Raw genomic sequence first — 23,817 nt, forward strand, 5'->3', positions numbered from 1 at the left:
TCCTCAAGGGAGGTAGCGTCTGGCGTTTTGTTAACCACTTAGTAAGCGTTTCGATGCACCAGTCCGGCGACTATCGTCGCGCCGATAATCCGCATGTCGAGTGCGAACGACCAATGTCCCAGGTAATACAAGTCATGTTCCACCCGACGCTCCATCTTCTCGATGCGGTCGGTCTCGCCACGAAAGCCGTTGATCTGTGCCCACCCCGTGATCCCCGGTTTGATCCGGTAGCGATTGATATAGCCCGCGACCACTTTCTGATAGAGGTCGTCGTGCTCGAGTGCATGGGGACGCGGTCCAACGACCGACATGTCGCCACGCAACACGTTGAAGAATTGCGGCAATTCGTCGAGGCTCGTGCGGCGCAGGAACGCGCCCACCCTGGTGACGCGCGGATCGTTGCGCGTGGCCTGCCTGACGACGCCTTTCTGCTCGGTATGCAGACGCATCGAGCGGAATTTGTAGATCGTGAATACCCGGCCGTCCGCGCCTTTGCGTTTCTGTTTGAACAGAACCGGACCACGCGAGGACAGCTTCACCGCGATCGCGATCGCGAACATGACGGGTGCCAGAGCGATCAGCGCCGTCAAGGCGAACAGACGGTCGAAAATTTCCTTCTTCAGCATCGAATTGGCCGACAGCGGCGAAGCCACCAGATTGATTGCCGGCACACCGAGCAGATCGATCACGCCGCTGCCCTCGAAGAGCGCGAGGCTGCGCACGTCGGGCATGAAGCGGATATTCACCAGGTCGTCGCGGAACTCGCTGACCAGCGAGCAGATCAGCGGCTCCTCGGTGAGCGAGAGCATCAGCCATAGTTCGTGTACGTCATTGGTGCGCATATAGCCCGCCAGCGCGTCGACCGTGTCGAACACCGGCACACCCGGACTGGTGACGGGCGACACGTCCGGCCGGGCGTTGTACACGGCCGTGGCGCGAAAGCCGGTGGCCGGCGCGGCGCCGATCCGGCGAATGATGGCGTCGCACTGCGAGCCGCTGCCGACGATCGCCACCTGATGCAGATTCAGGCCGGCGCTGCGCGCGCGCGCCAGCACCGCGTGGGTCATCAGCCGGTAGGCGATCAGCAGGCCGCCGGTCACCGCCGTCCAGTATGAGAACCACAGGCGCGACACGAAGTCGATACGATGCAGCGAATACATCAGCACGAGGGCGCTGCCTTGCACCATCAGCCAGGCGAGCGAAACCTGGCCGGCCAGCGCCAGCTTGGAGCGGCCGCGCCATGATTCGTAGACGCCGAACGCCGGAAAGATGGCCAGCGCGAACGCTGCGGAAAACATCACGAGCGCCCAATAGAACCCGGATTGAGCGAGGTAATCAAAGCGGATCTGCGACGCCACCGCCGCCCCCACCAACACCAATGCAACATCGAAAACTCGCGCGAGCAAATCCTGAAACTTGCGCATTTTGGTCACCTCGTTCTTGCCGTTCTTGTCTGCAGTTTGAGTCCGGCGTGCTGTTTAGGAGCAGCGGCCGTAGTTGTCGTTGAACCTCACAATGTCGTCTTCACCAAGATAGGTACCTGACTGGATTTCGATGATTTCGAGCGGCACCTTGCCGGGGTTTTCGAGCCGGTGGCGGGTGCCGAGCGGAATGTAGGTCGATTCGTTTTCGCTCAACAGGAACTGCTCCTCGCCGCGCGTGACGAGTGCGGTGCCGCGCACGACGACCCAGTGTTCAGCGCGGTGGTGATGCAATTGCAACGACAGTTGCGCGCCGGGCGTCACGACGATGCGCTTGACCTGGAAGCGCTCGCCATGATCGATCGAATCGTAGAAACCCCAAGGGCGGCGCACCTTGCGATGCGCGTCGGCTTCAGGCGCGTGCTGCGCCTTGATGCGCGACACGAGACCCTTCACGTCCTGCACATGCGAGCGGTCGACTACCAGCACCGCGTCGGCGGTTTCGACCACCACCACGTTGGTGGTGCCGACACAGGCGACCAGCCGCCCTTCCGAATGCGCGTAGCTCGATACCGCGCCTTCGAACGTCACCCGGCCGCGCCCCGCGTTACCGTTGACGTCCTTCTCCATCGCGGCCCAGACAGCGTCCCAGGAACCGAGGTCCGACCAGCCGGCATCCAACCCGACCACGACGCCCGCCGGCGTCGCCGGCGCGCTGGCGGACTCGCCATCCGGCGCGTCCGGTTCGGCCGTCTCGGTCAGGCGCTCCATCACCGCGTAATCGATCGAATTCGCGGGCGAACTGAGGAACGCGTCGACCAATGGCCGGAAATACGCGCCGTCCTGGCGCCCCCCGGTGAAAGCGCGTTCGCAAGCCGAATGCATGTCCGGCTGCAGACGTTTCAACGTGTCGAGCCACACGCTGGCGCGGACGATGAAGATGCCGCTGTTCCACCAATACACGCCCGCGGCGACGTACTTCGCCGCGAGTTCTTCCGCGGGCTTTTCGACGAAACCGTCGATCGCGTGGCCGCCGCCCGCCAATTCCGCGCCGATGCGGATATAACCGAAGCCAGTATCGGGGCGCGTGGGCGGCACGCCCAGCGTCGCGATCGCGCCCTGCTCCGCGTACCGCGCCGCCAGTTCGAGCGCGGCCTGCAAGGCGGGCACATCGGCAATGGAATGATCCGCCGGCATGACGACGAGGATCGCGTCGCCACCGTCCGCGCACGCCAGCGAAGCCGCCAGCGTCAACGCGGGCGCCGTATCGCGTCGCGCCGGCTCGACAATAAGACGAGCGTCGACGCCATTTTCATGAAGTTGTTCGGCGATCACGAAGCGGTGTTCCTCGCCGCACACGATGATCGGCGCCGCATCCACTTTCCAGCCGGCGGGAAACGCGTCCATGCGGCGCGCGGTGGCCTGCAGAAGCGAGTCGGAGCCGACTACGTCGATCAGTTGCTTCGGAAAGTTTTCGCGCGACACCGGCCACAGCCGCGTGCCTGAACCGCCCGCGAGAATGACCGGGACGATGCGCGCGCAGCGCCCGTGCGCCGCCGCGGCTCCCGCACTGTCGGGATTGATCGACACGGCGCTCACAGCTCCCTGAGTCAACATATTCGCATTCCTTATAATCTTCAAAGATCGGCGGAAATTCGGACCGGATGCCGCGTTGCCACACGGCCCTCCGGGCTGGCTCCGTCGCGCTATTCGCCGACCAGTCGGCGGCTTTGAATCCGAAATTCGGTGGGCGAAATTCTCATTCGCTTGCGAAACACCTTCGCGAGACGATCGCCATTGCCCATGCCGGTACGCCGCGCGATCTTGTCGACCGGCAACTCGGATTCGGTCAACAGGCTGCAGGTCACCGCAAGGCGCTCATGCAACAGGAAACTCGAGGGCGTAATGCCCATTTCCATCTTGAAGCGGCGCAGAAAGTTGCGCTCGCTCATCGCGGCAAACTGCGCCGCATCGGCAATCGAAATAGCCTGCTGGCAGTTCTCCTGCAGCCAGCGCGCGGCCGCGCGGACCTTGTCGCCGGGGCTCAGACCACCGTCCTCACCGAGCAGGGGCGCGAGATTCGAGCACGAATCGGCCAGCAGGCGCTCGGCCACCGTACGCGCCGTGGCGCTGCCGAGATCGCGCTTGATCATGGCGAGCGCGCTGCGCATCGATTCGAGGCGATCGCCCGCGTCGGCGCCCTGTTCCGGCTGGCGCGCCTGCATGGGTTGCCCGTTCAGGTCCGCGCCGTCCTTGCTGTCCTTGCTGTCCGGCACGTAGGCTGCATCGAGCAGCGCGCGGCCCTCCGCGATCGGCCGGATCATGCCGGTGTTGCGGCGCACACGGCGCAGCCAGGCTATCAGCCGCTCGTCGCTCGCGGCGGCGAATGCGCCCTTGCCGCCCGCCACGTACAACGCATCGAAACCACCGTAATGCCGCGCATCGAGTCCATCCGTCCAGACACGCAGCGCGGACGATGAAGTCACCATGCCGCCATCGGCCGACAGGAAGGAAACGTCGTATAACCAGCCGCCCGAGCCGGACGAAGCCATTTCGTTCGCAGCCTGAAACACTTCGGCAACGACCCCGGCTCCCTGCAGCGAGCAGTCGTTGAACATCAGTATCGCGATGCGACGCATACCCTTGTTCGGAGCGTGCACCCAGCGCAGCATTGCAGACTCGAGACTCGCGCAGGTCATAGTCATCCTCTCACCAGAAAACGGATCTAACTTTTTCACCTTCGGACGGCTGCAGAGAGGCTTTCTCTGTGCAGCGCATCATGGTCACCGCCAATCAAGCATTTAGCCGCCATGACGGAAAGCGCGTACATGTTGGCGTTTGGACGGGGTGACCGGCCAGGGATTTTCGGAACTCCCCCGCTGCCGCTATCTTTTTCAACGAGTTAATTGCCGATTCCACATATGAATGAATTGGCATTCTGCGAATGTTAATGCAAATAAAACCGCGATTTCGTTCGGCACCGCACACACGGCGACTACTCGAAAAAGGCCGAGTTACAATTTGAACCATCCGTTGCCGAACCGATTTGAAGTGACTTTTTCCCGCCACGACGTCAGAATGAGCGCAGCCGGCTTCGCTATACCGGCGTCTGCTCTGCGGGGGACGCCAGACGGCCTATCTTCTGACGATAAATCTTCGGAGTGGCAATAAGTAAAACGAACATCCAATATAAGCACTTGAAGCCGCGACAAAATTATTTAATTTGTTGTTATTGGATCGCACGAATATAAACGCGGCGATTAATGTTTCAAACGTGAAACACGGGAATAAGACAACTTTAGACCGCGCGGCAATAGGCGGGCCAGTGGCGGAATCTGTCGAGTACGAGACGGGTTATTTCCGCCAGTGCCTTGCGGAAATACACTATGCGGTTTCCGCAACACATTGCCTCAAAAGGAATGGCGAGGCGGGTCTGACCTGGTGAACTAGTTCATGGACGACGCGTCTGTCGTCTGGGGGTGGTACAGCGAACGGCACGGGGAACACATGTCGAATGTACGCGAACAGCGCGCGCCGCGAAAGCGCGACGGCGGTTCTTCCGCCGGGATTCAAGGACTACGGATCAGCAAGGTTGTCTCGGCGGCGGCCATGATGTTGTTCGGCTTTTCCGCCGTTCGGTGCGTGGCTGCGGACGCTACGCCTCAAGCGAATGGTGTGAGCAATGGCGAGTTCACCGCGGACGGCAGAAAGTGGACACCGTGCGCGGCGGAATACGGTACCTGCCGTTTCAACGGCACGCGCGATGTGTTGTATGGCACGGCGCAGCAACATGTCGTCAAAACGTTCTCCGACAGTGCGGAGTGCAACAACGGCGTGTTCGGCGATCCGGCGCCCGGCGTGGAAAAGCGCTGCGCGATGGCGCAAACGGCAGCCCGCAAGGCGGCGGCGCCTGCCGCGAAGCCTGCCGCCAATGGCGATATGGCATCGAATGCCGCAGCGCAGTCAGTTGCGCCGTCCGCTCTGAAGGCGCCGCCCGGCCAGGGCCTGCGCTGCTCGGCGCCCTCGATGCAAGTGCCCACGGTCGCGAGCGGCGATCTGCTCGAAGCCGACACGCCCAGCGACGGCACGCGCCTGTTCGCCGCGGCCAAACCGTTCGCGCTGGTCTTTACCACACGCCCCACGCAAAACGACACGCTCAACTGGCAGATACGCGACGCGTGGAATGTCGTGCGTGCCAGCGGACGCTTCCCCGTTGCGGCCGGCGCAACGCTGTCCACGCTGAGTTGTGCCTCGAGCGTGGCGGGCTACTTCGCGGTGTCCGCATCGCTGGAGCGCGCACATGGCCAGCTCGAATCGCGCGGCACGCGTCCCATGGGCATCGCCACATTCGGCGTGCTGCCCGATCCCTCCGCGGCGTTACCCGCCGTACGTTTTCCCTATGAAGATCTGCACCGCTTCGGCGGACAGGGCGCCGCCTATCTTGCGCCTGGCCAGCACTGCTGCGACGGCGACGGTTACCGGCCGGTCTACACCGCGCTCGGCCTCTCGTGGGTCAACGACAATCGCAACTGGTATATGGAGGAGCCCAACAAGCCAGGCACGTTCGACCCCGCCGCCAAACAGCTCACGCCGTTCTTCCGGCGCGGCGACCTCATGCGGCTGATTCAACTCGACGGCATTCCCCAGTGGGCGAGTTCGGCAGGCAAGCAAACGCACAGCTATGCGCCCAAGTCGCTCGCGCAAATGAAAGACTACATGGCCAAGGTCGGCGCCGAGTCGAATCGCGTGCGCATGAGCTACTTTCCCAAGCAGCGCGACAACTATTATCAAGTGACCTGGGAGCCGGACGCCGACGGCGGTCTGCCGTGGCGCGACACCGAAGCGAATTTCGTCGCCATGTACAAGGCGGTGTGGGAGGGCATCCATCAGACGGATCCGCATGCGGTGGTCATGGGGCTGACCTATTCGTCGGTGCAAGGTAATGTCACCTGGATGCGCAAGCTCGGTCCGCTTGGAATCGGCCGCTATATGGACGGCATGACGATTCACGGTTACTACGACATCGGCACGACGCCCTCGCATCCACCCGAGCGCGTCGCGGATACCGGCAATCAGGGCACCGTACCGGGCGCGCTGCCGGCTGCCATGCGGGCGCTACGCCACGAGTTGCGTCAGTACCTGAAGCCTGGCGCGCCATTGTTCGTGACCGAGACCGGCATCAGCTACGACATTGGCCAATCGTATGGCAAGAACTATCCCGGCGCGAACGTGTTGTACGCACAGGCGGCGGTAACGGCGCGCACGCATCTGATCCTGCTCGGCGAAGGTGCCGACATGACCTACGTGTTCTATCTGGCGGATATGCCGGACGCCGCGCCCGGATACGGCATTTTCTTCGAACTCGATCATCCGACCGGCGCTTATGGCCCGACCCGCATCAGCCCGAAGCCCGCCGCGCTGGCGGTGGCGGCGATGACGCGCATCATCGACGGCACGGACACGCTCGGCCCGCTCAAGGGCGTGCCCAAAGGCGTCTACGCGTATGCGTTCCGTCGGCTGGGGGGCGGCAAGATCGTGACCGCGCTTTGGACGCATGACAACGACGCATGGAGCGCCAAAACCGGTTTCGACGCGAGCCGGAGCGTGGACTATCGGCTGCGGGTCGACGCGCCCGGCACCAGCGGCGAAGTCACGCTGTTCGACATGATGGGCAACCCGACGGTCTTGCCGTACCGCGACGGCGTGGCGAGCCTGAAACTCTCGCCCGCACCTGTCTACGTCGTCTCGGGCAACCCCGACGTCTTCAAGGACGCAGTCACGACACCCGAGGGTTACGTGGCGCGCTAGCGGCGCGATGTGACGATACTTCGGCGGGATGTGACAGGCTCTGCGGTGACTGGCGCACATAGCATGCAGACGGGGGCGCGTTAGCATGGCTGTCAACACGCTGGAGCCGAACGCTGGAGCCGAAACATGAGCGGCCTTGCATGGACGATGCTGGTACTGGCCGCAATGATCGGCGCGGTTCTCTTCGCGACGCTCGGCGCGGTCCTGCTCGCGCTTTTTCTGGCGAGCGTGTCGAGCCGGCTCACACGGAACGACGATCACCATCGCGACTACTAGCGAATCGTGACGAACAATGAATGCCGCTTCGGGATCGCGCTGATCAGGCGCGCTCGGACGCTGGGGAAACCGGGGGAAATGACATGCTGACCGAGATCGATTTTTTGGACGTGGTCCGTCTCACGCCGCTGGTCGCGTTCGATCTGATCGTCAGCGATGCTCAAGGGCGCGTGCTGATCGGCCGCCGCCGCAACCGGCCCGCCCGCGGCACCTGGTTCGTTCCCGGCGGCCGCATTCACAAAGACGAAACACTCGACGCCGCATTCGCGCGCATCGCCGACGCCGAGCTGGGCATCGCGAATCTGGCGCGCTCGGCGGCGCGCTTTGAAGGCGTGTTCGAGCATCACTACAGTGACAACTTCGCGGGCGAGCCGGACGTATCGACTCACTACATCGTGCTCGCCTATGCGCTGACGCTCGCGGGCACCGCCCCGCTCGGACGGCCCGAGCAGCACAGCGAATATGTCTGGCTCGCACCGGCGGAACTGCTGGCGCGCGCGGACGTTCACGACAACACCAAAGCCTACTTCCGCTAAGCGGCGTGCGAAACGTGCGCGCGGGCGGCCGCACGCGCATGAATCCGTGCCGGACCGCATTCTGGCGCCGACTGTGAGTTCGGCAACGTGCCGCCCCTGGCCGCTACAGTATGATTCGGGCTCACCGTCAGGGCTCGAATCACTATGCGATCATCGGCAATCCGGCTCGTTCGCGATTCATTCGTTGCGTGTCTCGCGCTGCTCTTCTTCGCCTTCCTTCCGGGCTCCGCTCGCGCGGCCGACTGCGGCGCCGGTACGCTGGTCACCGTGGTGGCTCACCTCGACGACGATCTGCTGTTCGTGGACCCCGCCATCAGCGAGCGTCTCGACGCGGGATGGTGCATCACCACCGTGCATCTGATCGGCGGCGCCAACGGCGCGGACTTCGCTTATGTTCAAACGCGCGAGCGGGCTTCGCGGCTCGCCTACGCGCGCATGGCGGGCGTGCCTGACGAGTGGCTCGAGTCGAACGTGACGATTGCCGGCAAGCTCGTGCATCAGATGGTGCTGAAGGCGAGCCCACGCGTGCGCCTGCTCGAACTGCGGCTGCCCGGCGGCGCGGTACGCGGCGGCCGCGTGCCGCTCGGCCTGTTGTGGGAACAACGCGCCACGCTCTTAACTTATCCGTTGAACGCGGACGGCTCCGCGCGCGTGAAATACGATCGCGATGGCTTGTCCGCCACATTGAAAGCGATACTCGCGCCGGCGACGCTGATCTATACGCTCAACCCGGATACCGTGCCGTTCATCGAGCATCCCGATCACATCCTTACCGCGCGCGTTACACGCCACGTGGCCCAGACGCTCGGCAAGAGCGCGCCGATCATCTACCACGTCACCTATCCGACCGGCAGCTGGCCGGGCAATCTCCCGGCCGCCGAAGTGCAGCGCAAGCGCGACATTGTCGCCAGCTATTTTTCGATCGACGGCAGCGAGTCGTCGCATGTATTCGGTGAGTTTCAATGGGACGGCAACTGGATTTCGCGCCGCTATGCTTTTGCCGATCGCACTGATCGCCGCGTGCCGGATTTCGTGTCTCACCCAATTCAGCTCTTCAACGCGGCGGCGAGCCGCTGCCTGAACGCGCCGGGACCTGGCCGCGCGCCGACGCTCGCGGCGTGCACCGGCTCGCCGGCCCAGCAATGGCGATGGGATCCGCTGACGGTCTACCCCGGCAATACCCGCAACGCCGCGCTCGTGAGCGTCGAGACTTCGCAATGCATTGCCGAACGCGACGGCTATCTGGTCGCCGAGACCTGCGATCAATGGGACGTGGCGCAGCGCTGGACGCCATGGGACTTCGGCCTCGTCTATACGCCGATGCGGCATTGCCTCGGCGAAAACGACGGCAAGCTGACCATGCGTGGCTGTACCGCCCTCACCACGCGCTACCGGTGGGCCACCACGCAACACACCCAGGCAAACGATCTGCGGCTCGCCACCGCGATGGTGGGCGACGTGGCCGGCTCGAGTGAACAGTCGGCGGTGTATGTCCAGCGGCAGCACGACGGCCCGGGGTTCAACGTCTACGCCGCGTCGCTCGCCAAGGTGTCGCCGCCCGCGCTGTGGTACGCGAGCGTCGTCCCATTCGATCCGCTCGCCACCGCGGCAAGCTGCGCCGGCGACAAATTGTGCTTCGACAGCGTACGCTTCCTGCTTGGCGATTTCGACGGCGACGGCAAGGCGGATCTGATGATCGTCGCGGCGCGCGAGGGCGGGACCGCGTTCTGGTTGCTTCGCAGTGCCGGCGACCATTTCGAGGCGCCGCGCCTCTGGCTGCAAACCAGCACTGCATTCAAGCCGGACTTGACGCAGCAATATGTGGCCGCGGACTTCACCGCGGCGGGCCGGGCCAGCGTGCTGATCGCGCAGAAACGGGCCGACAGCGGGCTCGATCTGTGGGTGGCGTCGCCGCAAAAATCGGCAGCTTCGGTGGGGTCGGCGCCGGCGCTGTGGGCACAGGCCCGAAACCTGCCGCGCAACGTCAATCTATTGGTACGTGAGACGGCGGGCTCGCGCGCCTCGTTGATCGCGGTGGACGGTGCGAACGGACGCCTCGCGTTCACCTCCATCGCCAACGAGGGCGCACGCATGACCGTCGGCGAGCGCACCGTCTTGCCGGCGAGTTTCGTCCCGGACTTCGTGAAAGTGACCATGGGCGCCGTGCACGGGCGCGACAGTAACACGCTGATTCTGCTCACGCCGCATCTCGACGAATCGGGCGAAGAAGGCACGATCGACGTCGCCACGCTCGACTTGAGCGGCGCGACGAGCGCGCCGGTCCCGGCCGCGACATTACATGACCTGTCGTGGTCGGATGTCTTTCCGCAATTCGTGCGCGACCGGCACGGCGCCGCACTCATGCTGTTTCGACGGACCGACGCCACCCTCGGCGATTTCTACTTCACCGGCGGCGCGCCCGCGTTGTCGCGCTATCCGTCGGGAAACGGACTCGCCTTGGGCGAAGCTCAGGATCTGGGCAAACTGCCGGGGCTTTTCTCGGAGACAGTGCGAATCGACCGGCTCGCGCAGTAGCGCGCGGGCCGGCCGGTTCCGTTTCACGTCAGGCCGAGACCTGGAGGGGTTGAGCGAACTTGCGCGCGATCGACATGTAACGATCCGCCGTGTCGTGCAACGTGTAGCCCGCCAGTTGCCGGGTGGCGCGCGGTGTATTGAGCGCGCTCAGCAAGGCGTTGCCGTAGGCTTCGGGGTCGGTGGTGTCGACGAGGTTGACGCCGGCAAAGGAGCTCGCAAAGCCGAAAGAAGGAATCCGGCTCGCCACGACAGGAATACCGGAGGCCAGCGCCTCCAGAAAACCGATGCTCTGCGCTTCGAAACGCGACGGCATGGCGAACACGCGCGAGGTGCGCAGGATCGCGGCCACGTCGGAGCGCGGGCCGCCCACGCTCACCTTGCTTTCCAGCCCGAGCTGCCGGACGAGCTCCAGCACCGCCCTGTGATAGTCCAGATCTTCGACCACACCGCACAATAAGAGACGCGCGTCCGGCTCCGATTGCAACACGCGTTCGAACGCGCGAATCGTGTCGAGCTGGCTCTTGCCTTCGATATACCGGCCAAGCTGAACGATCTGCTTCGGGTGTAGGTCGATATCCGGCGTGCCGGCGTCGTTGGCTTCGGCGAACAATTGCGCATCCACGCCGTTCGGAATCACCACCATGGACGGATGCCGGCCGATTTCCCGCAGGTAGTCGTCGATATTCTGCTGCGACACACCGATGATCGCTCTGGCCCGCCGCGAGAGCAGGCGCTCGGCGCGCTTGAGCGCGCCGTTCTCGAAGTCGTTGACGCCGGAATGCATGACCCACGCAATCGGCGTATGGACCGGCAGAAGACGGACATACAGCGCCGCAAGCGTTGCATGCGCCACGATGAAATCCGGGCGGAACCGCCGCACCACGCGATACAGGTGGAGCAGTTTGCCTATCCTGCCGTAGCGGACCTCGGGAAACAGGCAGGTGACGCCCGCGGCCTGAAGCTCGGCGTGAATGTCGGCGAAGTCGTCCTGCTCTGGGAGCAGCGACGTCATGCAGACTTCATGACCACCGCGCTGATGGTGAATGGCCAGCCCCTTTACGAGTACTTCTGCCCCCGACAATCGCGGTGCATGAACCAGTTGAAGAATCCTCACGATTGATCTCTCAGCATAACCGTCTTTTTTGCGCAGCGGACGGGATGCCGCCCCCGTTATTGCAGACCCGAATAACGTCGACATCCATCTCCCTATATGGCGCGCTCCTTTTTTGCGGAACGCGTCACGGTCTCTATCAATCAGCGACAGTTCCGCCGCGAACTCCATGTCGCGAAGAAACCTTACACCCAAGACCCAGCACTTTTACGCCAAGCCCAAGACTTTTTCGGCTGACCAACGAGCGCTAGCGCCCATTTCTCAGTGGATTGGCCGTGCGTGATAGTTAGGCATCCATTTCAAATCCTTTCGACCCCGATTCGACGTGGCGGAAAAAGACTGGTCTTGCCTGACAGACGGTTTCATGCGATCAAAGCAATTAGTACTGCCTCAATGTTCATACGTAACGACTCGTTACTTCTTTTAAGCACACTAATGCGTATGGTTGCGGTCGATTCTTCCCAAATTAAGCATTTTCAGCTTACGGAACAGTAAAAAGTTCATCGGCTGGCGCCATGTACGCAAGCCGTTCGTTTTGAATCGCGCTGTTCCTCACCACGCTGGCCGTTTGGTCGTACCTGCTCCGGTCGTCCGATTCCGCCAAAGCCGCTCGCGTGGGCGGCCCGGTTTCGCGCGACGCGCGCTTCTCTGCAGAGAAATGCGTTCGGGGCCGACAACCCGGGAAGGCATCACCTTCGCGCAGCCGGAATGCTGCGCACCAGGACGCCAGTGTCGAAGCCTCGGTCATCGGCTGGCTTGCAAATGAACCCCGCTGTTCCCCCGCCTCCTGACGCGCTCCGCGCGAGGACGTGGACCAATGATCAGCCAACACATTGCTTACAGATTGATGAAATCTCGACTACTCCTTCTTTCGACACTGTCCCTCGCCCTCGCCGCTTGCGGCGGTGGCGGCGGCAGTAACAGCGCCACCAGCAACGCGGCAGCCCAGTCCAACGGGAGCGGTAGCGCGAGCAACGCCGCCAGTTCGCCCAGCACGTCTGCCGCTGGGAACGCCAGCACCGGCACCGCGGCGCTGAACGCCACCGGCGGCACCGCGAGCATGACCTGCGCCTCGCCCACCACGTCGGCGGGCTCGGGCAGCGCGACGATCTCCGCGGATACGCCCAGCGCCGACGGCACGCGCATCTTCGCCTCCGGCACCACGTTCCAGATCGCCTTCAACACCAACGCACCGGGCGCGGACACGCTCAACTGGTCCGTCACCGATACGTTCGGCCGGGTCGCAGCGAGCGGCAGCACCGCCGTGGCGAGTGGCGCGAAGACCATCACGTTCAATTGCACGTCGACGCTCGCCGGTTATTTCGCGGCGACGGGAACGCTCGCCAGGAACGGCGGCCAGTTGCCGCAGGCCGGCACGCGTCCGGTCGGCATCGCGACGTTCGGCGTGACGCCGAACCTGTCCGGCGTCGTGCCGGCCGTCACGTATGCGCGCCAGGAGCAGCATCGCTTCGGCATGCAGGGCGCGAACGACAACGGCCCGCTGCTTGCCGCACTCGGCATTTCGTCGACCATCGACGACCGCCAGCTCTCGACCATGGAACCGAACGGCCCGAACACGTTCAACCCGTCGGCCAACAATCTCGATGCGTTCTACAAGAGCGGTAACGTGATGCGGCTGATCCGCCTCGACGGCATTCCGGCCTGGGCGAGCAGCACCGGCGCCTTCCAGGACGACACCACGCTGCCGACCGATATTTCGTACTATCAGAGCTACATGAGCCGCGTCGGCACGGAATCGAACGCGATTCGCGCCGCGTACTTCCCGACCCAGTCGGCGAACTACTATCAGGTGACGTGGGAACCGAACCAGATGTGGACCGACACCGACGCCAACTTCGTCGCGTTGTACAAGGCCGTCTACCAGGGCATTCATTCGACCGATCCGCACGCCATGGTGACGGGCCCGGCCGACGCCTTCCCGAGCCTGACCACCTCGCACCTGAAGCGCCTCGCGCCGCTCGGCTTCGGCCAGTACATCGACGCGGTCGCCACGCACGGTTACTACGACGCGGGCACGTCGCCGTCGCATCCGCCGGAGCGCTACGACAGCGACCCGTCCACCGCCGACGGTTCGCTGCGCGGCCAGATGCGCAACCTGCGCGCGGAAATGGCCACCGACTACCGCACGGGCATGCATCTGTTCTCGACGGAAGCGGGCATCAGCTACGACCTGGGCACGTCGTACGGTCCGAATTATCCGACCGCCAACGTGCTGTACGCGCAAGCGGCGGTCGCGGCGCGCATGCACATCATCACGCTCGGCGAGGGCGCGGATCAGACCTACGTGTTCTACGGCGCGGACTATCCGGATGAAGTGGGCTACGGCACCTTCTTCGATCTGAGCGATGCGCAAGGCGCATTCGGCGCGACCAACATCAGCCCGAAGCCGGTGGCGATGGCGATCAGCGCGATGACCCACACGCTGGACGGCACCACCACGCTCGGTCCGGTGAACGGCACGCCGACCGGCGTCTACGCCTACGCGTTCCAGCAAGTGGGCAACGGCGCGGTGATCACCGCCCTGTGGGCGCACAACAATAGCGTGTGGAGCGCGAGCGCGGGCTTCAGCTCGACTTATAGCGTCGCCTACAGCCTCAACGTCGATCAACCGGGCACGAGCGGCACCGTCAAGGTGATCGACATGATGGGCAATGCCACCACCGCGAACTACAGCAACGGTGTGCTCACCCTCAACCTGACCGAATCGCCGGTGTACGTGGTGTCGAACAACGCGTCGGTCGCCAGAGCCAACGCGACGACGCCGGTGGGATACGTCGGCATGTAAGCATGCGTTTGCCGTACCCGGACTCGGGTACGGCGGCCGACATAAAAACGTCAGCCGGCTCACGGGCCGGCTGACGTTATTTTTTGTGCGTTCAGAACCTGCCAGGCGAGCGAGGGATTCAACTTTCTCCCAACTGCCCCTCCATGCCGCGCAATTCGCTTTCGCGTTCTTTGGACACCTTGCCGATCGGCGGCCCGGCGAAGCTGTTGCGCACACCCGCGCCGTACCAGATCGCCAGCAGCACCGCGAGCAAGCCGACGATCACGTAGACGACTTTCTGATTCGGCGGCTGCATACCGACATAGGCAAGCACCAGTGCGCCGATCACCGCCGCCACCGCGAAAGGCTTCGACAGCATGCCCAACTGGAACGGGCCTTTCTCGTTCCACGTGCGGCCTTCGGCGAGAATGCCGGCCGCGATCGGCATGGCGTACGAGATGAACAGGAACACGGCGCTCCCGGCGCTCAGCACGGTAAACGCATCGCCGTACAACGTGACGACGATCGCCAGCACCGCCGAGGTCCAGATCGCGGCGCCCGGCGTGCGATGCGCGGCATTCACTTTACGCAGCCACTTCGACGCGGGCAGGCCGCCGTCGCGGGCAAACGCGAACATCATGCGCGAGGTGGACGTGACCGCCGCCAGACCGCAGACGTAGTTGATGAAGAACATCAGCAATTCGATCACGATGCGCAGCGGCCCCGGAATCGGCGCAAGAATCGCTTCGAAGAAACCCGTGCCCTGCTTCACGGCCGCGCCGATATCCGGCATGACCAGCACGAACGCGCACACCATCACGTAGCCGAAGGTCGTCGACCAGAACACCGAACCGACGATACCGCGCGGCACATTGCGCGCCGCCTGATGGGTCTCCTCCGACGTATGCGCCGACGCGTCGAAGCCGGTAATCGTATAGGCGGTCAGCAGCAGGCCTGAGAGGAACGCCATCGCCATGGTCTGCTTCGGCCACGCGCCGCCGTCCACACCCGTGAAATTGGTGAACGTATAGAGCCGCGACAGATCGATCTTGACCGGCGAATACACCAGCAGCGACCCGACCAGAAGGATCGTCACCACGAAGATCAGATAGCCCGACAGGTCGGTGATCTTGCTCGTGATGCGAATGCCGCGATGATTGAGGAACGCCTGCGACGCGGTGATCACGGTCAGAAACAGCGTCTGCTGCCACCAGCCGAGCGCTTCGGGTTTCACGCCGAACATCGGCGCGATCAGCGTGCGGAAGAACGGATCGTAGGTGCCGTAGTTGATCGCGGCGACCACGAACACGAGGCCGAGCAGATTCAGCCACGCGGTCAGCCAGCCCCACGTTTTGCCGCCGAGGATCGAACTCCAGTGATACAGGCCGCCCGCCGTGGGATACGACGAAGCGATCTGCGCCATCGCCGCGGCCACCACCAGCGCGAACAGCGAGCCGAGCGGCCAGCCGAGTCCGATCGACGCCCCGCCCGCCGCCGACAAGCCCATCTGGAACGACGTGATGCCGCCCGAGAGAATGCAGATCAGCGAGAACGACACCGCGAAGTTCGAGAACGCCCCCATGCGCCGGGACAGTTCCTGTGCGTAACCCATCTTGTGCAACAGCTTGACGTCGTTGTCGGCGGACTCCGCCGACGGCAAGGCCGTGTTGATGTCCATGACGCGATCCTTTGAACAGGGTTATGACGAAGCGGCAAACCGGCAAGCCGGTCCAACGGCGTGGCCGCGTCAAGCAAAGCGGCTCACGCGGCCGTGAAGCAGTTATCGACGTACAGGTGTGCGCCGTTGACGAAACTCGCGTCGTCGCTCGCGAGAAAGAGCGCGGCGCGCGCCACTTCTTCCGGCGCGCACAGGCGGCCCTGCTGCACCGACAAGGCGGCTTCGCTCGCGTCGAAGCCGTACTTCGCGAGCGCGCTGATTTCGCGGCGTCCATGCGGCGTGTCGATAAAGCCGGGGCACACGGCATTGCAGCGAATCCCCCGGTCGCGATACTCGACGGCGATGGCGCGCGCGAACATCGCGCATGCGCCTTTGGTGGTGCAGTAAAGCACTTCGAGCGGCGTCGCCGCCACCGACGAGATCGACGCCGTGCAGACGATCGAGCCGCCGCCCGCAGCGAGCATGTGCGGCAGCACGGACCGCGTCATCATGAACATGCTCTTCACGTTGACGTTCATGAGCCAGTCGTAGTCTTCGTCGGTGGTGTCGACGAACGGCTTCACGACAATGCTGCCGGCGTGATTGAACAGCACGTCGATACGTCCGAAGCGCGCCATGATGCCGGCCACGGCGGCATCGACGGCCGCGCGCTTCGACACGTCGGCGGCGAACAGCTCGGCGCTGCCGCCCGCCGCGCGAATCCGCGTCACCACTTCCTCGCCGGCATCCGTATTGATATCGACGACGGCGACCTGCGCGCCTTCCTCGGCGAACAGCAACGAGGCCGCGCCGCCCGCGCCCGTTGCGCCGCCCGACACGATTGCGATCTTGCCTTCGAGCCTGCCTGCCGATCTGCTCATACCTCACTCCCTTTCCGGTGCATTGCGTGAGGCACAAAGTAGGGGCGGCAAAAAGCGGCGACTATCCAAAATTGGCAAAAAGATAAAAATCCCGTAAAAATCCGGCTGCCTGACAAATGCATTACGACAGCGTCCGGCCGCGTTGCCAGCGGCGCAAACACGGTCCGCATCCGCTCTACGGCAGCGCTTTTTTTTCGCATACACTGGTCGGCACGAGGCTTTCGGGGAGCGCCATCAGAATCGGGAGAAGCTATGCAGGCGGTCAATCAGACGAGCGGCGCAGTCGAAATTCGTTGTTGCCGCAACATCGATGAGCAGGCGATGCTGCTCGACGCATGGAACCAGAGCTATTGCCAGATCTCGCGCGGCGCCTTCGACGGCTCGGTGAGTTCGTGCCACGCGGGCGGCGTGCGGGTGCTGGTCGAGCGCCTGAACCGCACGGTCTATCAGCGCGGCCAGGTGGCGGCCTCCAGGGTCGCGGTGGGCATTCCGTTTCAGCTCGAAGGACACGCATTGTTGTGCGGGCAGACGAGTCATCGCGACGGCCTGCATGTGTTTTCCGGCGACGGCGGCTTCGAGTTTCTGTCGCCCGACAAGCATGTGGTGGTGAACCTCGAAATCGAGCCGGGTGCGATCGACGATCCCCTGGTGCGATCGCAACTCGACGAAATCACACGCCGACTGGGTGCGAAGCCCGGCGTGCTGAATGTCGACCCCGCAAGACTGCAGGGCTTTCGCGAAGTGCTGAAGCAGTTGCTCGACGCCGTCGCGGCCACGCCCACTTTGCTCGACGACGCCGGTGTGGCCGCGGCGTTCGAGAAGTCAGTCATATTCGGTCTCGCCGATGTCTTGCAGGACTTACGCGACACCGATCCGCACGGCAATAGCGAGGCGCGCACTGCGCGGAACTGGCAGCTGGTGCGTGGCGTTCGTGAATTGATCGAAGGCTCGCCGCATTGTCCGCTTTCGGTCGCGGAGTTATGCGCCCGGTTCCGCGCGAGCCGCCGCACTTTGCAATATGCGTTCGAAGAGACCCTCGGCGTCAACCCTTCCGCTTATATGCGCGCTGTTCGGCTCGATCACGTGCGCCGTGAATTGCGCGGCTCGGCTTCCGTAACGGAAGTCGCCACGCGCTGGGGATTCTGGCATTTTGGGAATTTCTCCAACGAGTATCGCGGGCAGTTCGGCGAGTTGCCGTCGCAGACCTGGAAAAGGAGCCGAACCGTTTAGATTGTTTGCCCACGCGGACAAAAGAGGCGCACACTAGCTAACTGCTCCTTTGCGGAGCAATAACCGCCAATTGGGAGTCCATCATGGCAAAAGGTCAAATGCGCAGTAACCGCGAGGTGAAGAAACCGAAACAGGCGAAGAAACCGCAACCCGCCACTTCGCCCTCGGGCGCACCGCCGATCCGCATGGCGCCCAGCACTTCGGCCACCGCCAAGAAACATTGAAGATAGCCCATTGAGCATGCCCGCCGAATCACGGCGGGTATTTATCTGAAGCGAAATAGCCTGCAGCACCCCACCCCGCATTGTCGGCCTGAGCGTTGCCTTAGGCAGCGTCATGAATATCCCAGCCATCGCCATCGCCATTTGCGGCGGGTATAAGCACGCATACTCCGTCCACGTCGAAGCGGGTCAAAATCGCGCGCTCGCGAACGCCGGGTACATCGCGGAAATCCGGCTCTGCGAATAAACGAATTCCATCGGCCGCGTTAGGACACTGGTCCGCCTGAAACGCGCGATAGAGATACGAAATAAGTTTTCCCGCTAGCGAGCGACATACTCCTCGGCTCATCAGCAACACTGCGGGAATGCGAACCTGCGCGAAGCGATCGGGCACGATCCCCGGGCGCGGACTTGCCCGGCGTTTTCGGTCTGGCTATGCTGAAGGGCTAGCCGGCCGCACGCTTGCCGGGCACACACGAATCGCAGCACGAACCAGAACAATCGATCCGGGATAGCCATGTCCACCACCAGTCTCTTCTTTACCGCCGCGGGCGTCGGGCTCGCCATTGCCGCGCCGGTCGGCCCGATGGGCATGCTGTGCATCCGCCGCACGCTGACCGGCGGTCCGCGCGCCGGACTTGCAATCGGCTTCGGCATCGCGACCGGCGACGCGGCCTATGGTCTGATCGCGGCGCTCGGCCTTGTCAGCATCTCGCAGTTCATGCTCGCGTACGACCGCCCGTTGCATCTGCTCGCCGGGTTGTTCCTGTTGTATCTGGGCGTGCGCACGCTGCTGCAGAAAGCCCCTGCTGACGCGGCAAATGGCGCCGCAAACGATGCGGCAAACGGCAACGGCAAGCTCACGCAAGTGGGCCGCGCCGGCGCGCTGCGCGCGTACGCGAGTTCGTTGCTGCTGACGCTGACCAATCCGCAAACCGTCATCATGTTCGCCGCACTGTTCACCACGCTCGCCCCGCGCGGCGCGTTTTCATCGAGCATTGCGCTGACTACGGTGGGCGGCGTGTTCTGCGGCTCGATTGCATGGTGGTGCTTCCTCGTGACCGTGGTGTCGCTCGCGCGCCATGCGATCGGCAGCAAACTGCGCGTCGCCATCGACCGGATAGTGGGACTCATGCTGGCGGCCTTCGGCGTCGTGGAGATTCGCCGGGCGCTTTGAGCAGGTATCGCCAGATAGTCCGCCGCAGTTGCGGAGGTCAGTCTCACGAGCACCCGCGCACCACCACCGCCACGCCGGCAATCGCCAGCAACCCGCCCGGCAGAAGGCGGGCGCCGGTCAGCAAGCCAGGCGAGACGCGGCCCGAAGCCTTCGCACTGATCGACCGCTTGCTCGCGGCGCAGCACACCGTTTCGTACGCGAACGCGGCAGTTTTGCGACAATAGCGGCTTTCGCCGCGCCGCGGCGACCTTCCCGCCGCCCTTCGTCGACTGTCGAAGGCTGGCGCGCAGGCCTTGCCGCCTGATCCGTCCAACCCACCCGACCGTCAGCGGTCCGCTCAATGGCTCTTCCCCACATCGATCTGCTGTACTCCGTCTCCGGCCTGTTCGTGGGCTTTCTGGTCGGGCTGACGGGCGTCGGCGGCGGCTCGCTGATGACGCCGATCCTCGTCCTGCTGTTCAACGTGCATCCGGCCACGGCCGTCGGCACCGACCTGCTGTACGCGGCGGCCACCAAGGCGACCGGCACGCTCGTGCACGGCCTGAAGGGCTCCGTCGACTGGCAGGTGACCCTGCGGCTCGCCGCCGGCAGCGTGCCGGCGGCCACGATCACGCTGATTCTGCTGCATCGTTACGGCATGGACACGCCGGGCGCCAGCCGGCTGATCCAGATCGTGCTCGGCGCGGCGTTGCTGGTGACGGCGGTGGCGCTGGTGTTTCGTCCGCAACTCGCGGCGCTCGGCGCGCGCCGGCAGCGCGCGCCGCGTCAGGGACGCACGCTCGCGCTGACCATGCTGACCGGCGCGGTGCTCGGCGTACTGGTGTCGCTGACGTCGGTCGGGGCGGGCGCCATCGGCGTGACGGTGTTGTTGTTGCTCTATCCGCTTTTGCCGACCACGCGCATCGTCGGTTCCGACATCGCGCACGCGGTGCCGCTTACGCTGCTGGCGGGAGCCGGCCATTGGCTGCTGGGTTCGGTCGACTGGTCGATGCTGCTGTCGCTGCTGGTGGGCTCGCTGCCAGGCATCGCGCTCGGCAGCTATCTGTCCTCACGCGCGCCGGACGCGCTGCTGCGCAACCTGCTCGCCGCCACGCTCACGCTGGTCGGCGTGCGCCTCGTGCTGGCCTGACCGGCCGCAAGGGGTGCCGGCCCGCCGGCGCAGGCGGCCGGCGGCTATTTGAAGAACCGGCAGGTCAGATCGGCCTCGAATTGCCGGACCCATTGGCCCTGGCGATCGTGATAAGACTGCGCCCAGCCGCCGCGCCGTATGGTGACAAGGCGCTCGTGCGCGGCGTCGCTGGGATCCGCGCAGGCGCTGATGTCGAAATGCGCCGGTGCGAAACCGTGCCGCGCGCACACCAGTTCGAAAGCCGCCCGATCGCTGATGGGCAGATCGGTATAGCGCAAAAGCGAGGTTTCCATGGCGTTGACTCCGGTTCCCTACGCATCACAGTACGCTTCAGAGCGCGTCAGTAATGTGTCACAGCGCACAGTCGCGCCGCGGCGCGGCTTGCGACCGCCTGGACCTATCATCGCCGCTTCAAAAATCGCCAGTACAAAATAAAAAAGGCTCCGGTTTTTTGCCGGAACCCTGGTGCACACCTGCATCACGATGGCGCATGGCGGCGTCTCGCCGCCCGCGCCTGATGCGCCAGCCTGTTTACTGCTGCACAACGGTCAGCTTGTTCGACACCGACGTCACGCCTGCAACGCCCTTGGCGGCTTCGCCGGCAGCGTCGATCTGGCTTTGGTCGGGCACCGAGCCCGTGAGCGTCACCGCGCCGCCACGAGCGCGCACGGCGATGTTCGACACGTCGATACCTTGCGCCTTGGCCAACGCGCTACGCACCTTGCGACCCAGCTGGCTGTTTGCCTTCTTGGTGGCCTTGGCGCTTGCAGCCGGCGCGGCGGTCGTGCCCGTTGCCGTTGCGTCGCTTGCCTGAGCGTACACATTGCACGCCACCACCATTGCCACCACCGAGCCCAGCGTTTTCAGAAAACCGACCGATTTCATAACTTTTCTTCTCCTTAGCTTCACATTGGACCGCATACACAAGCGGCTTCGTACGACTTCCCGCAGCCACGCTGGACGCGCGACAAGGCGCGGCCAAGCGACGGCCGACTATGGCTGCAACACGGTGTGCGAGAGGCGGAGAGGCCAGTTGCCGTTGCCGCAAGCGATGACGGCCATGCCATGCGGTACGACGGACCGGCAAGCCGCGAGGTCCGCGAGCGCGCCCAGTTCTTTTGTGTCTTGCCGGGTCGCGCTGCGCAAACGTCTGTTCGCGGCAGCGATGCACAATTTAATCTAGCCGGGCCAGAAGCGCAAAGGGTTTAGTCATACACGAGACACGAATTGCGTCACGCGCACCGCTGTCACACGGCGTTCACGATTTGTTACGGGTTTGTCGGCGCGCGTAGACGCCCGGCGTGGCGCCGTACGGCGAATCTCAGGTACCATCGGCGCGACGCGCGCTGCCGCGTGGCTCGCGCGCCATTCGCGGCAGCCGGCGCGGTGCGGCGCGAGCGCCTCGCCCTGGTCCGCGCGCCGTGGAGCGCCGTTCCTGTTCACTTTCGACCGTCGCCGTCACGTCATCCGATGAAGCCAGCCACCGGCCGCAAAAGCCCTCCCCGTCTCGTCGCCCGTTTCGTCGCCATCTCCTGGCGCGATCTCGCCGTCTCGTTCGGGCCGATCCTGCTGATCGCCGCCGTCGCGATCTGGGTCGCCGTGCGGCTGATCCAGCCCGCGCCGCCCAGTACGCTGACGATCAGCGCCGGCCCGGAAGGCAGCACCTTCTGGAACGCCGCCCAGAAGTACAAGGAGATTCTGGCGCGCAACCGCATCACGCTGAACGTGCTGCCCTCGGAAGGCTCACTGCAGAATCTCAAGCGCCTGTCCGATCCGAAGTCGAACGTGGATGTCGGCTTCGTGCAGGACGGCGTCGCGCCCGGCTCCGCGTCCGACGGTCTGATGTCGCTCGGCAGCGTGGCCTATGTGCCGCTCGCGATCTTCTATCACGGGCCGACCGTCACGCGGCTCTCCGAATTCAAGGGTGAGCGGCTCGCGGTCGGCGCCGAAGGCAGCGGCACGCGCGAGCTGGCGCTCGCGCTGCTCAAGGCCAACGGCATCGTGCCGGGCGGCGCGACCAAACTGCTGCCGCTCTCGGGCGACGACGCCGCCGACGCACTCGTCTCCGGCAAGGTCGACGCGGCGTTCCTTGCCGGCGATTCGGCGCAACCGGCGGTGATGGGCAAGCTCTACCGCACGCCGAACGTGCAGTTCTACGATTTCTCGCAGGCCGACGCCTACACACGCCGCTTTCCCTATCTGACAGAGCTGATGATGCCGATGGGCGCGTTCGACCTCGGCAAGAACCTGCCGTCCGCGCCGATTCACATGGTGGCGCCGACAGTCGAACTGGTGGCGCGCGACTCGCTGCACCCCGCGCTTTCCGACCTGTTGATCGAAGCCGCGCGCGAGGTGCACGGCAAGGCGAACATCCTGCAGCGGGCCGGCGAATTCCCCGCGCCGCTCGCCCACGATTTCCCGATCAGCGACGACGCCGCCCGCTACTACAAGTCGGGCAAGAGCTTCCTCTACCGGATCCTGCCGTTCTGGCTCGCGAGTCTCGCCGACCGGCTGCTGGTGGTCGTGGTGCCGCTGATCGTGTTGCTGGTGCCGGCCTTGCGGCTCGTCCCGTCGCTGTATGCATGGCGGGTGAAATCGCGCATTTACCGCTGGTACGGCGCGCTGATCGCGATCGAACGCAGCGCCCTCAGCGATCATTCGCCCGCCGAACGCGCCTCGTTGCTCGAACGGCTCGACGCCATCGAGGAATCCGTCAACGGTCTGAAGATGCCGCTTGCCTATGCGGATCAGTTCTACGTGCTGCGCGAGCACATCGGCTTCGTGCGCCAGCGGCTCACGCAGCCCCGCGAGGCGCAGCGCGACGGCGCCGGGGATGAGGCGCAAGGCGCGGACAGCGGGCGCGGCGAGACCGGCGAAGCAGGCGCTTCGTCCACGCCGTCCGAGCCGTCCGCCGCGAACGAAGCGGCCGAAATCGGCGAAACGCCCAACGACGACGCCGCGAAACCCTATTGACGGATGCAAGCCGCGGCTGCACCGCGTAAGATCATTACAATTTCGACGGTCCAGCAGACGGGCCGTTCGGAATAGCA

General features: G+C 64.3%; 20 protein-coding genes. 10 read left to right on the forward strand and 10 right to left on the reverse strand.

Features of this window, described 5'->3' with window-relative positions; genetic code table 11:
• Positions 1-38: 38 nt before the first annotated feature.
• The 3 genes from CJU94_RS02165 to CJU94_RS02175 form a co-directional block, all read right to left on the reverse strand.
• Positions 39-1,424 carry an undecaprenyl-phosphate glucose phosphotransferase gene (locus CJU94_RS02165; protein WP_095417363.1) on the reverse strand — a complete coding sequence of 462 codons (1,386 nt, stop codon included), beginning with the start codon at positions 1,422-1,424 and terminating at the stop codon, positions 39-41.
• Positions 1,425-1,478: 54 nt separating this feature from the next.
• The gene (locus tag CJU94_RS02170) at positions 1,479-3,038 is read right to left on the reverse strand and encodes a mannose-1-phosphate guanylyltransferase/mannose-6-phosphate isomerase (RefSeq protein ID WP_095417364.1); all 1,560 of its coding nucleotides are present in this window, start codon (positions 3,036-3,038) and stop codon (positions 1,479-1,481) included.
• 89 nt (positions 3,039-3,127) lie between these two features.
• Positions 3,128-4,120: a helix-turn-helix domain-containing protein gene (locus CJU94_RS02175; RefSeq protein ID WP_095417365.1), complete on the reverse strand. Its 993-nt coding sequence runs from the start codon at positions 4,118-4,120 to the stop codon at positions 3,128-3,130.
• Between the two features lie 754 nt (positions 4,121-4,874).
• On the opposite strand from CJU94_RS02175, the gene CJU94_RS02180 reads away from it, so the two are divergent.
• The 4 genes from CJU94_RS02180 to CJU94_RS02190 all read left to right on the forward strand — a co-directional run bounded on the left by CJU94_RS02180 (position 4,875) and on the right by CJU94_RS02190 (position 10,576).
• Complete coding sequence (locus CJU94_RS02180; RefSeq protein ID WP_095417366.1) at positions 4,875-7,229, forward strand: hypothetical protein; 2,355 nt, start codon at positions 4,875-4,877, stop codon at positions 7,227-7,229.
• Between the two features lie 126 nt (positions 7,230-7,355).
• A complete protein-coding gene (locus CJU94_RS41325) occupies positions 7,356-7,505 on the forward strand; it encodes a hypothetical protein (protein ID WP_167397509.1) in 150 nt (49 codons plus the stop codon).
• Between the two features lie 83 nt (positions 7,506-7,588).
• The gene (locus CJU94_RS02185) at positions 7,589-8,041 is read left to right on the forward strand and encodes a GDP-mannose mannosyl hydrolase (protein WP_095417367.1); all 453 of its coding nucleotides are present in this window, start codon (positions 7,589-7,591) and stop codon (positions 8,039-8,041) included.
• 144 nt (positions 8,042-8,185) lie between these two features.
• Positions 8,186-10,576: an RICIN domain-containing protein gene (locus tag CJU94_RS02190; protein ID WP_095417368.1), complete on the forward strand. Its 2,391-nt coding sequence runs from the start codon at positions 8,186-8,188 to the stop codon at positions 10,574-10,576.
• 28 nt (positions 10,577-10,604) lie between these two features.
• On the opposite strand, the gene CJU94_RS02195 is transcribed toward CJU94_RS02190, so the two are convergent.
• Together CJU94_RS02195 and CJU94_RS41675 are read right to left on the reverse strand one after the other, a co-directional pair.
• The gene (locus tag CJU94_RS02195) at positions 10,605-11,690 is read right to left on the reverse strand and encodes a glycosyltransferase family 4 protein (RefSeq protein ID WP_095417369.1); all 1,086 of its coding nucleotides are present in this window, start codon (positions 11,688-11,690) and stop codon (positions 10,605-10,607) included.
• 834 nt (positions 11,691-12,524) lie between these two features.
• The gene (locus CJU94_RS41675; RefSeq protein WP_244220907.1) at positions 12,525-12,989 is read right to left on the reverse strand and encodes a hypothetical protein; all 465 of its coding nucleotides are present in this window, start codon (positions 12,987-12,989) and stop codon (positions 12,525-12,527) included.
• Between CJU94_RS41675 and CJU94_RS02200 the strand changes: the two genes are divergently transcribed.
• On the forward strand, positions 12,952-14,493 hold the full coding sequence (locus CJU94_RS02200; protein ID WP_244220908.1) for a glycoside hydrolase family protein: 1,542 nt from the start codon (positions 12,952-12,954) through the stop codon (positions 14,491-14,493). The two genes, CJU94_RS41675 and CJU94_RS02200, sit on opposite strands and share 38 nt — an antisense overlap.
• A gap of 118 nt (positions 14,494-14,611) precedes the next feature.
• On the opposite strand, the gene CJU94_RS02205 is transcribed toward CJU94_RS02200, so the two are convergent.
• Both CJU94_RS02205 and CJU94_RS02210 read right to left on the reverse strand, forming a co-directional pair.
• The gene (locus CJU94_RS02205) at positions 14,612-16,150 is read right to left on the reverse strand and encodes an amino acid permease (RefSeq protein WP_095417371.1); all 1,539 of its coding nucleotides are present in this window, start codon (positions 16,148-16,150) and stop codon (positions 14,612-14,614) included.
• An 83-nt stretch (positions 16,151-16,233) separates the two neighbouring features.
• Positions 16,234-17,010: an SDR family NAD(P)-dependent oxidoreductase gene (locus CJU94_RS02210; protein ID WP_095417372.1), complete on the reverse strand. Its 777-nt coding sequence runs from the start codon at positions 17,008-17,010 to the stop codon at positions 16,234-16,236.
• A gap of 252 nt (positions 17,011-17,262) precedes the next feature.
• Here CJU94_RS02210 and CJU94_RS02215 point away from each other — a divergent pair, with 252 nt between their 5' ends.
• Entirely contained in the window at positions 17,263-18,240 is a 978-nt protein-coding gene (locus CJU94_RS02215) for a helix-turn-helix domain-containing protein (protein ID WP_095417373.1), read from the forward strand.
• Between the two features lie 83 nt (positions 18,241-18,323).
• On the forward strand, positions 18,324-18,464 hold the full coding sequence (locus CJU94_RS41555; protein ID WP_208645340.1) for a hypothetical protein: 141 nt from the start codon (positions 18,324-18,326) through the stop codon (positions 18,462-18,464).
• Positions 18,465-18,564: 100 nt separating this feature from the next.
• On the opposite strand, the gene CJU94_RS40715 is transcribed toward CJU94_RS41555, so the two are convergent.
• Entirely contained in the window at positions 18,565-18,855 is a 291-nt protein-coding gene (locus CJU94_RS40715) for a hypothetical protein (protein WP_157763710.1), read from the reverse strand.
• Between the two features lie 123 nt (positions 18,856-18,978).
• On the opposite strand from CJU94_RS40715, the gene CJU94_RS02220 reads away from it, so the two are divergent.
• Together CJU94_RS02220 and CJU94_RS02230 are read left to right on the forward strand one after the other, a co-directional pair.
• Positions 18,979-19,638: a LysE family translocator gene (locus CJU94_RS02220; protein ID WP_095417374.1), complete on the forward strand. Its 660-nt coding sequence runs from the start codon at positions 18,979-18,981 to the stop codon at positions 19,636-19,638.
• A gap of 340 nt (positions 19,639-19,978) precedes the next feature.
• The gene (locus CJU94_RS02230) at positions 19,979-20,767 is read left to right on the forward strand and encodes a sulfite exporter TauE/SafE family protein (protein WP_095417376.1); all 789 of its coding nucleotides are present in this window, start codon (positions 19,979-19,981) and stop codon (positions 20,765-20,767) included.
• A 44-nt stretch (positions 20,768-20,811) separates the two neighbouring features.
• Here CJU94_RS02230 and CJU94_RS02235 read toward each other — a convergent pair whose 3' ends face one another.
• Both CJU94_RS02235 and CJU94_RS02240 read right to left on the reverse strand, forming a co-directional pair.
• Positions 20,812-21,060 carry a hypothetical protein gene (locus CJU94_RS02235; protein ID WP_091796617.1) on the reverse strand — a complete coding sequence of 83 codons (249 nt, stop codon included), beginning with the start codon at positions 21,058-21,060 and terminating at the stop codon, positions 20,812-20,814.
• A 238-nt stretch (positions 21,061-21,298) separates the two neighbouring features.
• Positions 21,299-21,652, reverse strand: a complete 354-nt coding sequence (locus tag CJU94_RS02240; RefSeq protein WP_095417377.1) for a BON domain-containing protein — start codon at positions 21,650-21,652, stop codon at positions 21,299-21,301.
• A gap of 585 nt (positions 21,653-22,237) precedes the next feature.
• Between CJU94_RS02240 and CJU94_RS02245 the strand changes: the two genes are divergently transcribed.
• Positions 22,238-23,740, forward strand: coding sequence for a TAXI family TRAP transporter solute-binding subunit (locus tag CJU94_RS02245; protein ID WP_095420184.1), 1,503 nt, complete (start codon positions 22,238-22,240; stop codon positions 23,738-23,740).
• The last annotated feature ends 77 nt before the right edge of the window (positions 23,741-23,817 follow it).

Origin of the sequence: Paraburkholderia aromaticivorans, assembly GCF_002278075.1 — a bacterium.
Classification (GTDB): domain Bacteria; phylum Pseudomonadota; class Gammaproteobacteria; order Burkholderiales; family Burkholderiaceae; genus Paraburkholderia; species Paraburkholderia aromaticivorans.

Coding starts and splice junctions, on each gene's coding strand:
- CJU94_RS02165 (WP_095417363.1), bottom strand. CDS start 1,424: ATGCGCAAGTTTCAGGATTTGCTCGCGCGAGTTTTCGATGTTGCATTG.
- CJU94_RS02170 (WP_095417364.1), bottom strand. CDS start 3,038: ATGTTGACTCAGGGAGCTGTGAGCGCCGTGTCGATCAATCCCGACAGT.
- CJU94_RS02175 (WP_095417365.1), bottom strand. CDS start 4,120: ATGACCTGCGCGAGTCTCGAGTCTGCAATGCTGCGCTGGGTGCACGCT.
- CJU94_RS02180 (WP_095417366.1), top strand. CDS start 4,875: ATGGACGACGCGTCTGTCGTCTGGGGGTGGTACAGCGAACGGCACGGG.
- CJU94_RS41325 (WP_167397509.1), top strand. CDS start 7,356: ATGAGCGGCCTTGCATGGACGATGCTGGTACTGGCCGCAATGATCGGC.
- CJU94_RS02185 (WP_095417367.1), top strand. CDS start 7,589: ATGCTGACCGAGATCGATTTTTTGGACGTGGTCCGTCTCACGCCGCTG.
- CJU94_RS02190 (WP_095417368.1), top strand. CDS start 8,186: ATGCGATCATCGGCAATCCGGCTCGTTCGCGATTCATTCGTTGCGTGT.
- CJU94_RS02205 (WP_095417371.1), bottom strand. CDS start 16,150: ATGGACATCAACACGGCCTTGCCGTCGGCGGAGTCCGCCGACAACGAC.
- CJU94_RS02210 (WP_095417372.1), bottom strand. CDS start 17,010: ATGAGCAGATCGGCAGGCAGGCTCGAAGGCAAGATCGCAATCGTGTCG.
- CJU94_RS02215 (WP_095417373.1), top strand. CDS start 17,263: ATGCAGGCGGTCAATCAGACGAGCGGCGCAGTCGAAATTCGTTGTTGC.
- CJU94_RS41555 (WP_208645340.1), top strand. CDS start 18,324: ATGGCAAAAGGTCAAATGCGCAGTAACCGCGAGGTGAAGAAACCGAAA.
- CJU94_RS02220 (WP_095417374.1), top strand. CDS start 18,979: ATGTCCACCACCAGTCTCTTCTTTACCGCCGCGGGCGTCGGGCTCGCC.
- CJU94_RS02230 (WP_095417376.1), top strand. CDS start 19,979: ATGGCTCTTCCCCACATCGATCTGCTGTACTCCGTCTCCGGCCTGTTC.
- CJU94_RS02235 (WP_091796617.1), bottom strand. CDS start 21,060: ATGGAAACCTCGCTTTTGCGCTATACCGATCTGCCCATCAGCGATCGG.
- CJU94_RS02240 (WP_095417377.1), bottom strand. CDS start 21,652: ATGAAATCGGTCGGTTTTCTGAAAACGCTGGGCTCGGTGGTGGCAATG.
- CJU94_RS02245 (WP_095420184.1), top strand. CDS start 22,238: ATGAAGCCAGCCACCGGCCGCAAAAGCCCTCCCCGTCTCGTCGCCCGT.